This window comes from Tabrizicola fusiformis (genome assembly GCF_013328815.1).
Lineage (GTDB): Bacteria > Pseudomonadota > Alphaproteobacteria > Rhodobacterales > Rhodobacteraceae > Fuscibacter.
On the sequence record NZ_JABUHN010000003.1, the window covers coordinates 290,434 to 303,859 of the forward strand.

The following is a 13,426-nucleotide window of genomic DNA, read 5'->3' on the forward strand; positions in this document are numbered from 1 at the left end:
CTATGCTCGCCCCGAGGTCGCGCAGGGCGTGGCACGGGACGGAAGGAGTTCTCACATGGCAGCCGCAGGGCAAATCATCCGCAACACAGTGACAGGTGCCGCCTTGGCCCTTGCCCTGACCGGAGCCGCATGGGGCGGCCCGACCGCCGACAAGGCGGGCGAAGTCGAAACCGCCATCGGCGGCGGTGACTATCTGACGGCGCTGTCCGGCGCGCAGGACATCGTGCTGCAGGTCTGGGAGGCGACGCCGGGCATCCTGTTTCTGGAAACCCTGCCGGTGACCGAACCCGCCGCCGGTTTCGGCCTTTATAATCCGCGCCCAGATGCCGTCTACAAATCGGGCGAACCGATCATCCTTTATGCGGAACCCGTCGGCTTTGGCTATGGCGCGGGGGGCGAAGGGCTTTATACCGTGGGCTTCGCCGTTGATTTGCAGGTGCTGGACGAGGCCGGGCAGGAACTGGCCAATGTGCAGGACGTGACCGAGCTGAACCTGACCTCGCGCTACAAGAACCGCGAGTTTCAGGCCAACCTGACCTATAACCTCGACGGCATCTCACCCGGCAAATACCGGCTGGTGACCACGCTGCGCGACAAGAATTCGGCCAAGACCGGCAGCTTCGAGACGCCGATCGAGATCGTCGAGTAACCCCGATGCCGGGAACCGATCAGCGCCCGATCCTGACGCTGACGCTGAACCCGGCGCTGGACATGGCCACCGGGGTTGCCCGGCTGACGCCCGGCGAAAAGCTGCGCTGCGACGAGCCGCAGCTTGATCCGGGCGGTGGCGGGCTGAACGTCAGCCGCGCGGTGCGGGCGCTGGGCGGCGAAAGTCTGGCGCTGGTGGCGCTGGGCGGGTTGACCGGCGACCGGCTGGCAGGGTTGATCCGGGCCGAGGGGCTGGCCTTTCTGGCAATCCACGGCCCCGGCGAAACCCGCCTGTCGCTGAGTGTGCGCGAGGGCGAGACGGGGCGGCAATACCGCTTCATGCTGCCCGGCCCGGTCTGGCAGGCCGAAGACCGCGCCCGGGTCTTTCCGCTGCTGCGGGCCACCGCCCGGCCCGGCGGCTTTTCGGTGATCTCGGGCAGCCAGCCGCCCGGGGTGCCGGTGGATTTCCCCGCCGAACTTGCCGCTTCGATGCCCGACAGCCAGGTGGTTCTGGACACCTCGGGTCCGGCGCTGTTGCAGGCAGTGTCGCATCCGATCCCGGGGCTTGAGGTGCTGCGGATGGACGGGGCCGAGGCCGAAACGCTGGCCGGGCGCCCGTTGCAAAGCCGCACCGAGACCGCCGATTTCGCCCAAGCGCTGGTGCGGCGGGGCGTGGCGCGGGTGGTGGTTGTGGCGCGCGGCGCCGAGGGCAATCTGCTGGCCGATGCCGGGCAGCGCCTGTTCGCCACAGCGCCCGCCGTTCAGGTGGTCAGCACCGTCGGCGCGGGCGACAGTTTTGTCGCGGCCTTCGTTCTGGCGCTGGCGCGCGGCACCTCCCCGGCCGAGGCCCTAAGCCGCGGCAGCGCCGCCGCCGCCGCTGCGGTGATGACCGATGCCACCCAGCTTTGCCGCCGCGAGGATGCCGAACGGCTGCTGGCAGAAGTCCGTCTCAGCACGGCCTGACCCCGCCCGCGCCCCGGGCCGGCGTCGCTGCCTCCGGCGGGAGTATTTCAGGAAGGGCAATCACAGGCGCGGCGATCTGCATTTGCCCTTCTCCAAATACTCATCTTGACCCGGCCGGCCCCTCATCGCGCCAGCGCATGGCCATCGGATAGCGGCGGTCCAGCCAGAAGGCGCGCTTGGTCAGCCTTGTGCCGGGGGCGGCCTGGAAGCGTTTGTATTCGCTGATATAAAGCAGATGTTCCACCTTCTTCACCGTGGCCCGGTCAAAGCCTTCGGCCACCAGATCGGCGACCGAGGCATCGCGTTCCACCAGCCCCTCAAGGATGGCGTCCAGCACCGGATAGGGAGGCAGGCTGTCTTCGTCCTTCTGGTTGTCGCGCAATTCGGCGCTGGGGGGCTTTTCGATCACGCGGGGCGGGATCACCTCTCCGGCGGGGCCCAGCATCCAGGGCCGATGGGTTTCGTTGCGCCAGCGGCAGGTGGCGAAGACCCGGGTTTTATACAGGTCTTTCAGCGGGTTGTAGCCGCCATTCATATCGCCGTAGATCGTGCAGTAACCCACCGCCATTTCCGACTTGTTGCCGGTGGTCAGCAGCATCCCGCCGAACTTGTTGGAAATCGCCATCAGCATCACGCCGCGCAACCGGCTCTGGATGTTTTCCTCGGTGATGCCGGGCGCGGTCCCTTCGAACAGCGGGCCGAGGGCGGCGCCCACCGCCTCTTGCGCGCCGGTGATCGGCACGGTGTCGAGCCTTGTGCCCAGCGCACGCGCCACCGCCGCGGCATCTTCCAGCGAATGGGCTGAGGTAAAGCGCGAGGGCAGCATCACGCAATGCACGTTTTCGGGGCCGATGGCATCGGCGGCCACCGCCGCCACCAGCGCCGAATCGACTCCGCCCGACAGGCCCAGCACCACCTTGCGAAAGCCGGTCTTGGCCAGATAATCACGCAAGGACAGCACCATGGCGCGGTAATCCGCCTCGACCACCTTGGGGATCAGCGCCCGCTCCCCCGGCAGCGCGCGCCAGCCGTCTGCGGTTTCCACGAAATCGACATGGGCGATCACCTCGTCGAATTGCGGCAGTTGCACCGCCAGCTCGCCCCCGGGGTTCAGCACGAAAGAGGCGCCGTCAAACACCTGATCGTCCTGTCCGCCCACCATGTTGAGATAGACCAGCGGCAGCCCGGTTTCGACCACCCGCGCCACCATCAGGTTCGTGCGCACCGAAGGCTTGCCCCGGTGATAGGGCGAGCCGTTGGGCACCAGCAGAATCTGCGCCCCGCTTTCGGCAAGTGTCTCGGAGACATCGGAATGCCAGGCATCCTCGCAGATGGGTGAGCCGATGCGCAGCGGCCCCACCCGGTAGGGGCCTTGCAGCGGGGCCGAGGAAAACACCCGCACCTCGTCGAACACGTCATTGTTGGGCAGTTCGTGTTTCAGCACCGTGGCGGCGATCCGGCCGCCTTCCAGAATGTAATAGGCGTTATAGAGCTTGCCATCGCGGGCGCAGGGCCCGCCAATGCCCAGCGCCGGGCCATCGGTGATCTGCGTGGCCAGATCGGCAATCGCGCGCATGGCATCGGCGGTGAAGGCCGGTTTCAGCACCAGATCCTGGGTCTGATAGCCGGTGATGAACATTTCGGTCAGCGCCACCATCTGCGCCCCGGCGCTGCGGCCCTGCGTCCATGCGTCCAGGGCAAGGGCGGCATTGGCGGCAATGGCCCCCATCACCGGGTTCAACTGGGCCAGCGTCAAGCGAAAGGTCTGGTCCATAAGGCAACTCTCCTGCGGCGGATCACCCTTGCGGTTCTAGCAGGTTCGGCGGCGGGGGGAAGCCCGCCGCCCCCGCCCGGCGCCCCGGGGCGGCGCTTGTCACCGCGGCGGGCGAAAGCTAGGCTTTGGCGCAAAGAGGAGCGAGAGAACATGGCTCAGGGCAAATTCGGCCGCGCGGTGCGGCTGGCGGTGGCGGTGACGGCGGGGGCGCTGGCACCTGCGGCATCCTGGGCCGAGGGTGAGGTGATCACCAAGCAATATGACAATGGCGCGACCTATGAGGGCACTTTTGCCAATGGCTTGCAGGACGGCACGGGGATCTACCGGATGCCGAACGGCTTTGAATACAGCGGCGACTGGGTGGCAGGCCAGATCATGGGCAAGGGGCGCGCGCGCTATCCCGACGGCTCGGTCTATGAGGGGCAGTTCGTGGCGGGGCTGCCCGAAGGGGTGGGCAAGATAGCCTTCCCCGATGGCCGCAGCTATGAGGGCGATTGGGCCAGCGGCAAGATGACCGGCAAGGGCCGCGCGGTCTATGCCGATGGCACGGTCTATGAGGGCGCGTTTCTGGACGGGCAGCATCATGGGCAGGGCGTGCTGACCGATGGGCGCGGCTACCGGTATGACGGTGGCTGGATTGCGGGCAAGAAAGAGGGCAAGGGCAAGATCACCTGGGCCGATGGCGCCGTCTATGAGGGCGAGCTTAAGGCAGACGAGCGCGCGGGCCAGGGCACGCTGACCATGCCGGACGGGCTGACCTATGTCGGGCAATGGGCCGATGGCCAGATCAACGGCACCGGCAAGCTGACGCAGCCTTCGGGCGATGTCTATGAAGGGCCGTTCGTCGAGGGGCTGCGGCAGGGGGAAGGCCGCGTCACCTATGCCACGGGCGAGGTCTATCAGGGCGGGTTCAAGGCCGACCGGCGCGAGGGCAAGGGCACCTTCACCGCCAAGGATGGCACCAGTTACTCCGGCGATTGGGTGGCGGGCGCGATGCAGGGACAGGGCCGCATGACCTATGCCGACGGCTCGGTCTATGAAGGCGCCTTCAAGGCCGACCTGCCCGATGGGCAGGGCCGCATCACCTACCGCGACGGCACCTTTTACGAAGGGGTCTGGGTCGCGGGCGCCATGACGGGCGCCGGCAAGGCGGGCTATCCGGGCGGGGCGGCCTATGAAGGGGCGGTCGTCGCCGGTCAGCCCGAGGGCAAGGGCGTGATGACCTATGCCGACGGCTATCGCTATGAGGGCGACTGGAAGGCGGGCAAGCGGCAGGGTCAGGGCACGGCGACATGGCCTGATGGCACGACCTATGCCGGCGGCTTCGTCGCCGGGCTGCGCGAAGGGACCGGCACGCTGACCCAGCCCGATGGTTTCATCTATGCCGGCGACTGGAAGGCGGGCGAGATGGAGGGGCAAGGCAAAGCGACCTACCCTTCGGGCGATGTCTATGAGGGCGGCTTCGTCAAGGGCCGCCGCGAAGGGCCGGGCAAGCTGACTTACAAGAATGGCGAGGTGAGCGAGGGCATCTGGAAGGCCGGGGTGATGACCGGCCCGCTGCCCGGCGCTGCGGCCCCTGCGGCGGCTCCGGCCACTCCCTGAGCCTGCGCCGACCGGACCACGCCAGCCTCACCACGGCACGGCCTCGCCCTGCCAGTCGAAAAAGCCGCCCGAATCGGCGGGGGTCAACCCGTCCAGCACCGCCAGCAGGTTGGCGGCGGCGGTTTCGGGCGACACGGCCGGATGCCCGCCGGAATGGGCCGCCGTCAGCCCGGTGGCCACCGTGCCCGGATGCAGCGCCACCAGCACGGCGTGGGGATGGCTGCGGGCCGCCTCAATAGCCGCCGAATGCACAAGCTGGTTCAGCGCCGCTTTGGCCGCCCGGTAAGAATACCAGCCGCCCAGCCGGTTGTCGCCGATCGAGCCGACCCGCGCCGACAGGACCGCCAGCCGCGACGGCGCGCCGCGCGGCATCAGCCGCAGCGCGTGTTTGATCACCAGAGCCGGACCGACCGCATTCAGCGCGAATTGCGCCAGCATCGCCTCGGCATTCAGCGCGCGCAGGCTTTTCTCCGGCGTCGCCGCACCGATCTGCAAGGCGCCCGTGGCCACAACGATCAGATCGAACGGCCCCTCAAGCGCGCCCAGAACCCGGGCGATGCTGGCCTCATCCAGAAGGTCCAGCCCGTCGCGCGACCGCGACAGCCCCACCACCGCCCCCCGCGCCTGCAAGGCATCACACAGCGCCCCACCGATCCCGCCGCTTGCCCCGATGATCAATGACCGCATCGCATCCCCCATACCGCCCCCGGACCTAGCCCGCACTGCCCCGCTTTCCAGTCCGCATTTTTTGCCGTTGCCCCCTTCCCTTCCGGTTTTTCCTGCCTATAGTCGCCGCCATGACCCGGGAATCCATCATCGCCACGTCCTGCGCCGCGCCTTTCGCGCCGGGCATCCGTGCGCATTCCCGCGGGCTTCTGCTTCTTGGCTGCTTCTGAGCGGGCCCTAGGGCGCGACCGCTCGGATGTGACCAGCGCCCGGGACCAGCAAGCCAAGACCTTCAAGGACAGCCCGACATGACCGACAAAACCTCGCAGCCCCGCGTTCTGATTTTCGACACCACCCTGCGCGATGGGGAACAATCCCCCGGCGCCACCATGACCCATGAGGAAAAGCTGGAGATTGCCGGCCTCTTGGACGAAATGGGCGTCGATATCATCGAAGCCGGTTTTCCCATCGCCAGCGAGGGCGATTTCGCCGCCGTCTCGGCCATTGCCAAGCGGGCGAAGAATTCCACCATCTGCGGGCTGGCGCGGGCGAATTTCAAGGACATCGACCGCTGCTGGGAAGCGGTGAAACACGCCCGCAGCCCCCGCATCCACACCTTCATCGGCACCTCGCCGCTGCACCGCGCCATTCCCAATCTGGACATGGACCAGATGGCAGAGCGCATCCATGAAACCGTGACCCATGCGCGCAACCTGTGCGACAATGTGCAATGGTCGCCGATGGATGCCACCCGGACGGAAGACGATTATCTGTGCCGCGTGGTGGAAATTGCCATCAAGGCGGGCGCCACCACCATCAATATCCCCGATACCGTCGGCTATACCTATCCGATGGAAAGCGCCAAGATCATCCGTATGTTGCTCGAACGGGTACCGGGGGCCGATGACATCATCTTCGCCACCCATTGCCACAACGATCTGGGCATGGCGACGGCCAATTCGCTGGCCGCGGTCGAGGCCGGGGCGCGGCAGATCGAATGCACGATCAACGGTCTGGGCGAACGCGCGGGCAATACCGCGCTGGAAGAGGTGGTCATGGCGCTGCGCGTGCGCAACGACATCCTGCCCTACCGCACCGGCATCGACACCACCAAGATCATGAACCTGTCCCGGCGGGTGTCCACCGTTTCGGGCTTTGTGGTGCAGCCGAACAAGGCCATCGTCGGCAAGAACGCCTTCCTGCACGAAAGCGGCATCCATCAGGATGGCGTGCTGAAGAATGTCGAGACCTTCGAGATCATGAAGCCCTCGGATATCGGGCTGAATGAAAAGAACATCGCCATGGGCAAGCATTCGGGCCGCGCCGCGCTGCGCTCAAAGCTGCGCGAACTGGGCTATGAACTGGCCGACAATCAGTTGAACGACGTGTTCGTGCGCTTCAAGGCTTTGGCCGACCGCAAGAAAGAGGTCTATGACGAAGACCTGATCGCGCTGGTCAGCGACGAGCAGACCAATGACGCCCATGAATATCTGCAACTGAAGAAGCTGCGGGTGGTCTGCGGCACCGAAGGCCCGCAAGAGGCGGATATGGTGCTGAGCATCGACGGGGTGGACCATCACATCGACGCCACCGGCGACGGGCCGGTGGATGCCGCCTTCATGTGCGTCAAGATGCTCTTCCCGCACAAGGCGCGGCTGCAGGTCTATCAGGTGGCAGCCGTGACCGAAGGCACCGATGCCCAAGCCACGGTTTCGGTGCGACTCGAGGAGGATGGCCGCATCGTTACCGGGTCGTCCGCCGACACCGATACGGTGGTCGCCAGCGTGAAAGCCTATGTGAACGCGCTGAACAAACTGATCGTGCGGCGCACCAAAACGGCACCGGATGCCGATGTGAAGTCGGTAAACTACAAGGATGCCGGCTGATCCAGCGGGCAATGGGCGGCGAAATGTTCGCTTTGTGCAACTGTGCTGTGCAAATGCGAAAAGCCGCCGTCCCGCAGCCCCGGCCCTTCCGCTTGGCCCCCCCGGGTTCTATATGAAAGCGCCCGCCTCAGAGACCCTGAGTCGCGGGCGCAATTCATTCGGGCAACAGGCGGAGCCAGCATGTCAGTTCTTTCCGGCATCTTCTCGTCGGACATGGCCATCGACCTCGGAACGGCCAATACGCTGGTCTATATCCGCGGCAAGGGCATTGTCCTGAACGAGCCCTCGGTGGTGGCCTATCACACCAAGGACGGCAAGAAGCAGGTTCTGGCCGTGGGCGAGGATGCCAAGCTGATGCTGGGCCGCACGCCCGGCAGCATCGAGGCGATCCGCCCGATGCGCGACGGGGTGATTGCCGACTTTGAAGCGGCGGAAGAGATGATCAAGCATTTCATCCGCAAGGTTCACAAGCGCACGACCTTTTCCAAGCCCAAGATCATCGTCTGCGTGCCGCACGGCGCGACGCCCGTTGAAAAACGCGCGATCCGCCAGTCGGTCCTGTCGGCCGGTGCCCGCCGCGCGGGGCTGATTGCCGAACCGATTGCGGCGGCCATCGGTGCCGGAATGCCCATCACCGACCCCACCGGCAACATGGTGGTCGATATCGGCGGCGGCACGACCGAAGTGGCGGTGCTGTCGCTGGGCGATATCGTCTATGCCCGCTCGGTCCGCGTCGGCGGCGACCGGATGGATGAGGCGATCATCTCTTATCTGCGGCGCCATCAGAACCTGTTGATCGGGGAATCCACGGCAGAGCGGATCAAGACCTCGATCGGCACGGCGCGGATGCCCGATGACGGGCGTGGGCTGTCTATGCAGATCCGGGGGCGTGACCTGTTGAACGGCGTGCCCAAGGAAACTGAAATCAATCAGGCGCAGGTGGCCGAGGCGCTGTCGGAACCCGTGCAGCAAATCTGCGATGCGGTGATGCAGGCGCTGGAAACCACCCCGCCCGACCTCGCGGCGGATATCGTGGACCGCGGCGTCATGCTGACCGGGGGCGGGGCGCTTTTGGGCGATCTGGACCTGTCATTGCGCGAACAGACCGGGCTTTCGATTTCGGTCGCCAATGAATCGCTGAATTGTGTGGCGCTGGGCACCGGCAAGGCGCTGGAATATGAAAAGCAACTGCGCCATGTGATCGACTACGATAGCTGACGGCGGCCGCTGACCGGCGCAGCGCCCTTGGCCGGCGCCGGGGGTTTCACACCCCCGGACCCCCGTGGGATACTTGGACCAAGATGAAGGCGCATCGGCGCCTGTGTGGCGAGGCCCGTCGAATGGCGAGAAACCGCACCGATCCCGAAGAATTCACCCGCCCGCTGCGCCGGGTGCTGGTGGGTCTTTTGGTGCTGGTCCTTCTGGCGCTTTTCGCGCTGTGGCGGATCGACAGCCCGCGGGTCGAGCGGTTCCGTGCCGCGCTGGTGGACCGTTTCGTGCCGTCGTTCCAATGGGCGATGGCGCCTGTCACCTGGTCGCATGAGGTGTTTTCAGATTTCCAGTCCTATGCGCGGCTGCTGGAGCAGAACCGCGAGCTGCGCGAGGAATTGCGCCAGATGAAGGCGTGGAAAGAGGCGGCGCTGCAACTGGGGCAGGAGAATGCCCGGCTTCTCGACCTCAATCAGGTGCGGCTGGACCCGCAACTGACCCATGTGACCGGGGTGGTTCTGGCCGACAGCGGCAGCCCGTTCCGCCAGTCGGTGCTGCTGAACGTGGGCGCGCGCGACGGCATCCGCGACGGCTGGGCGACGATGGACGGCATCGGCCTTGTCGGGCGGATTTCGGGGGTGGGCGCGCGGACCAGCCGGGTGATCCTTCTGACCGACAGCAACAGCCGGGTGCCGGTGATGGTGCAGCCTTCGGGGCAGAAGGCGCTGCTCTCGGGCGACAATTCCACCCTGCCCCCGCTGGATTTCCTTGAGGATCAGGACGAGGTGCGCCCGGGCGACCGGGTGGTCAGTTCCGGCGACGGCGGGGTGTTTCCGGCGGGGCTGCTGGTGGGTCAGGTGGTCCTAGGCAATGACAAGCGGCTGCGGGTGGCGCTGGCGGCGGATTATCAGCGGCTGGAATTCCTGCGGGTGCTGCGCAGTCACGAGCTGGAGCCGATCCTTGACGCAGGCGCGCTGGTAACGCCCGAGCCGTTGCAAGGTCCGCCGGCCCCCGCCGCTCAATCGCCTGCGGAAACCGGCGAGGGGGGCGGCAATGGTTGATGGCGCGACCCGGCAGGTCTGGCTGCATCGGCTCTTGTTCGTGGCGCTGGCGCTGTTCCTGCTGTTTGCGCGGCTGTTGCCGCTGGGCGGCGAGGCGGGCGATCTGCCGGGGCCGGACCTGCTTTTATGCCTGATCTTTGCCTGGACGATGCGGCGGCCCGATTATCTGCCCGCCCTGCTGATTGCTGCGGTGGTTCTGCTGGAGGATATGATCCTGATGCGCCCGCCGGGGCTTTGGACGGCATTGGTGCTGGTGGCGGCGGAATTCGTGCGCGGGCGGGTGGCCCTGACGCGCGAGTTGAGCTTTGGCGTGGAATGGCTGCTGGTTTCGGGGCTGATGGTGGGGCTTTTGCTGGCCTATCGGGTGGTCTTCGCGCTGGTGCTGTTGCCGCAGCCGGGCTTTGGTTACGCGCTTGTGCAGGTGGTCTGGTCGGTTCTGTGCTATCCTGTCGTGGTGTTCCTGTCGCGCTATGTGCTGGACCTGCACAAGCCCGCGATGGGCGAGATCGACGCCTATGGGAGACGGATGTGAGACGGGTTCCCCGCGATACCGAGGCGAGCAGCCGCCGTTTCACCCGGCGGGCGCTGTTCATGGGCGGCTGCATGACGGCGATGGTCGCGGTTCTGGGCGCGCGGATGCGGTTTCTGGGGGTCGAGCAGGCCGACCAGTTCCGCCTGCTGGCCGAGGAAAACCGCATCAACATCAGGCTGATCCCGCCGAACCGCGGCCTGATCCAGGACCGCAACGGCAAGCTGATCGCGGGCAATGAACAGAACTACCGCGTGACCATCACCCGCGAGGATGCCGGCGATGTCGAAGAGGTGCTGGACCGGCTGACCCATATCATCCCGATGTCCGCAGAGGACCGGGCCGATATCCTGAAAGAGGTCAAGCGCAACAGCCCCTTCGTGCCGATCACCGTCGCCGACCGGCTGGCGTGGGAGGATTTCTCGCGCATTGCGGTCAATGGCCCTGCCCTGCCGGGCGTGACGCCCGAAGTGGGTCTGAGCCGTGTCTATCCGCGCGATACCGATTTTGCCCATGTGGTGGGTTATGTCGGGCCGGTGTCGGAAAAGGATCTGGAGGGCATCGAAAGCCCCGATCCCCTGCTGCGCATTCCGAAATTCCAGATCGGCAAGATCGGTGTGGAAAAATGGATGGAAGATTCCTTGCGTGGCCATGCGGGCACCAAGCGGATCGAGGTCAATGCCGTCGGCCGCGTCATGCGCGAGCTGGACCGCAATGAAGGCGAGCCGGGCGCAGATGTGCGGCTGACCATCGACGCCGATGTGCAGAATTTCGTGCAGGCACGGCTGGGCGATGAAAGTGCCGCCTGTGTGGTGATCGACGTGCAGAATGGCGACCTGATCGCCATTGCCTCGGCGCCCTCCTTCGACCCCAACCTGTTCGTGCGGGGCATCTCTCAGGCCGATTATTCGACCCTGATGCAGCATGACCATCGCCCCTTGGCCAACAAATCGGTGCAGGGCGCCTATCCGCCCGGCTCCACCTTCAAGATGGTCACCGCACTGGCGGCGCTGGAGGCGGGGGTGATCAACGCGGACAGCACCGTTTCTTGCCCCGGCTATCTGGAGTTCGGCAACCGCAAGTTCCACTGCTGGAAACGCGGGGGCCATGGCCGGGTGAACCTTGAGCGCAGCCTGATGGAAAGCTGCGACGTCTATTATTACGACATCGCGCAGAAGGTCGGCATCGACAAGATCGCCGAGATGGGCCGCCGTCTGGGCCTTGGCATCCGCCACGACCTGCCGATGTCGGCCATCACCGAAGGCAACATGCCCGACAAGGCATGGAAGATCGAGCGGCACAAATCCGAATGGCGGGTGGGCGATACGATCAACGCCTCGATCGGTCAGGGCTATGTGCTGGCTTCGCCGCTGCAACTGGCGGTGATGACGGCGCGGGTGGCAACCGGCATGGCGGTGAACCCGCGGCTGGTGAAGGCCATCGACGGCAAGGAAGTGCCGGTCACGCCGCCCGAGCCGCTGGGGCTGGAAGGCTCGATCCTGCGGGCGGTGCAGCGCGGCATGTTCGCGGTGATGAACGGCAAGGCAGGCACAGCCCGCGGCAGCCGGATTGCCGATGACACCATGCTGATGTGCGGCAAGACCGGCACCAGTCAGGTGCGCAACATCTCGGCGGCCGAACGCGCCTCGGGCGTGGTGTCGAACGACCAACTGCCTTGGGAGCGGCGCGACCATGCGCTGTTCGTGGGCTTCGCCCCCGCCGATGCGCCGCGCTATGCAGTGGTGGTGGTGGTGGAACATGGCGGCGGCGGTTCTGCCGTGGCGGCGCCGATTGCGCGCGACGCCCTTCTCCGCGCACTTTATGGCGAGGTGCCGCCGCTGACCGCCTATCCCGCCGATCAGCGCAACCGGATGGAAACCCTGCTCAAGGAACTGCCGTTGCGCGGTGCCGACGGCAAATTGCCCGAAAGCTCGAAGGTCTGACGCGATGAGTTTTCTGGAATACCGGGTCAAGACCGCACCCACCGGCATCGCCAAGGTGTTCTACATCCATTGGGCGCTGATCCTTGTGGTCACCGCCGTCGCCGCCATCGGCTGGCTGATGCTCTATTCCATCGCCGGCGGGCGGATCGAGGTCTGGGCCGAACCACAGATGAAGCGCTATGCCATGGGTCTTGTGCTGATGCTGGCCGTGGCCTTTGCGCCGATCTGGTTCTGGCGCTCGATGTCGGGGCTGGCCTATGGGGTGACCATGGTGCTGCTGCTGATCGTCGAGTTTTTCGGCACCGTGGGTATGGGCGCACAGCGCTGGATCGACCTCGGCTTCATGCGGCTGCAACCGTCTGAGCTGATGAAGGTCACGCTCGTGATGGCGCTGGCGATGTATTACGACTGGCTGGACGACCGGAAGGTGTCGCGGCCGCTGTGGGTGCTGATCCCGCTGGTGCTGATCGTGGCGCCGACGATTCTGGTGCTGATGCAGCCCAATCTGGGCACCTCGGTCATGCTGATCATCGCGGGCGGCGCGGTGATGTTCGCCGCCGGTGTCTCCTTGTGGTATTTCGGCGCGGTGATCGCGCTGGTGGTGGGCACGGTGACGGCGGTGATCTCGTCCGAGGGCACGCCCTGGCAATTGCTGCATGATTACCAATACAAGCGCATCCACACCTTCCTTGACCCCGACGCCGACCCGCTGGGCGCGGGCTATAACATCATTCAGGCCAAGATCGCGCTGGGCTCGGGCGGCTGGGCCGGCAAGGGCTTCATGCAGGGAACACAGTCGCGCCTGAACTTCCTGCCCGAAAAGCACACCGACTTCATCTTCACCACGCTGGGCGAGGAGTTTGGTTTTGTCGGGGCCTTTTCATTGCTGATCCTTTATGCGCTGATCCTTGTGTTCCTGCTGGTGGCCGCGGTGCAGAACAAGGATCGGTTCAGCCAGTTGCTGATCATCGGCATTGCCGCGAATTTCTTTCTCTATCTGGCGGTGAACCTGTCGATGGTGATGGGCATGGCGCCGGTGGTGGGGGTGCCCTTGCCGTTGCTGAGCTATGGCGGTTCGGCGACGCTGGTGATCATGCTGGCCTTTGGCCTTGTGCAAAGCGCTATCGTCCACAGGCTGCGCTAGG

General features: G+C 65.7%; 11 protein-coding genes. 9 read left to right on the forward strand and 2 right to left on the reverse strand.

Translation table 11 applies throughout. The features are described from left to right. Window positions 1-55: 55 nt before the first annotated feature. Both HS053_RS06200 and HS053_RS06205 read left to right on the forward strand, forming a co-directional pair. The gene (locus HS053_RS06200) at window positions 56-649 is read left to right on the forward strand and encodes a hypothetical protein (RefSeq protein WP_174210341.1); all 594 of its coding nucleotides are present in this window, start codon (window positions 56-58) and stop codon (window positions 647-649) included. A 5-nt stretch (window positions 650-654) separates the two neighbouring features. Continuing rightward, complete coding sequence (locus HS053_RS06205; RefSeq protein ID WP_174210342.1) at window positions 655-1,611, forward strand: 1-phosphofructokinase family hexose kinase; 957 nt, start codon at window positions 655-657, stop codon at window positions 1,609-1,611. A gap of 100 nt (window positions 1,612-1,711) precedes the next feature. Here HS053_RS06205 and HS053_RS06210 read toward each other — a convergent pair whose 3' ends face one another. Then, window positions 1,712-3,385: an NAD+ synthase gene (locus HS053_RS06210; RefSeq protein WP_174210343.1), complete on the reverse strand. Its 1,674-nt coding sequence runs from the start codon at window positions 3,383-3,385 to the stop codon at window positions 1,712-1,714. Between the two features lie 150 nt (window positions 3,386-3,535). Between HS053_RS06210 and HS053_RS06215 the strand changes: the two genes are divergently transcribed. After that, a complete protein-coding gene (locus tag HS053_RS06215; RefSeq protein WP_174210344.1) occupies window positions 3,536-4,987 on the forward strand; it encodes an MORN repeat-containing protein in 1,452 nt (483 codons plus the stop codon). Window positions 4,988-5,014: 27 nt separating this feature from the next. Here HS053_RS06215 and HS053_RS06220 read toward each other — a convergent pair whose 3' ends face one another. Further along, a complete protein-coding gene (locus HS053_RS06220; RefSeq protein WP_174210345.1) occupies window positions 5,015-5,674 on the reverse strand; it encodes an SDR family NAD(P)-dependent oxidoreductase in 660 nt (219 codons plus the stop codon). Window positions 5,675-5,961: 287 nt separating this feature from the next. Here HS053_RS06220 and HS053_RS06225 point away from each other — a divergent pair, with 287 nt between their 5' ends. The 6 genes from HS053_RS06225 to rodA all read left to right on the forward strand — a co-directional run bounded on the left by HS053_RS06225 (window position 5,962) and on the right by rodA (window position 13,425). Beyond that, window positions 5,962-7,539, forward strand: coding sequence for a 2-isopropylmalate synthase (locus tag HS053_RS06225; RefSeq protein WP_174210346.1), 1,578 nt, complete (start codon window positions 5,962-5,964; stop codon window positions 7,537-7,539). Between the two features lie 180 nt (window positions 7,540-7,719). After that, window positions 7,720-8,757, forward strand: coding sequence for a rod shape-determining protein (locus tag HS053_RS06230; RefSeq protein ID WP_174210347.1), 1,038 nt, complete (start codon window positions 7,720-7,722; stop codon window positions 8,755-8,757). 122 nt (window positions 8,758-8,879) lie between these two features. Continuing rightward, window positions 8,880-9,809 carry a rod shape-determining protein MreC gene (gene mreC / locus HS053_RS06235; protein ID WP_174210348.1) on the forward strand — a complete coding sequence of 310 codons (930 nt, stop codon included), beginning with the start codon at window positions 8,880-8,882 and terminating at the stop codon, window positions 9,807-9,809. Then, a complete protein-coding gene (locus HS053_RS06240) occupies window positions 9,802-10,341 on the forward strand; it encodes a rod shape-determining protein MreD (protein WP_174210349.1) in 540 nt (179 codons plus the stop codon). The genes mreC and HS053_RS06240 overlap by 8 nt, the downstream gene beginning before the upstream one ends. Continuing rightward, window positions 10,338-12,281 carry a penicillin-binding protein 2 gene (gene mrdA / locus HS053_RS06245; RefSeq protein WP_174210350.1) on the forward strand — a complete coding sequence of 648 codons (1,944 nt, stop codon included), beginning with the start codon at window positions 10,338-10,340 and terminating at the stop codon, window positions 12,279-12,281. The genes HS053_RS06240 and mrdA overlap by 4 nt, the downstream gene beginning before the upstream one ends. Before the next feature lie 4 nt (window positions 12,282-12,285). Further along, window positions 12,286-13,425, forward strand: a complete 1,140-nt coding sequence (rodA, locus tag HS053_RS06250) for a rod shape-determining protein RodA (RefSeq protein WP_174210351.1) — start codon at window positions 12,286-12,288, stop codon at window positions 13,423-13,425. Window position 13,426 lies beyond the last annotated feature (1 nt).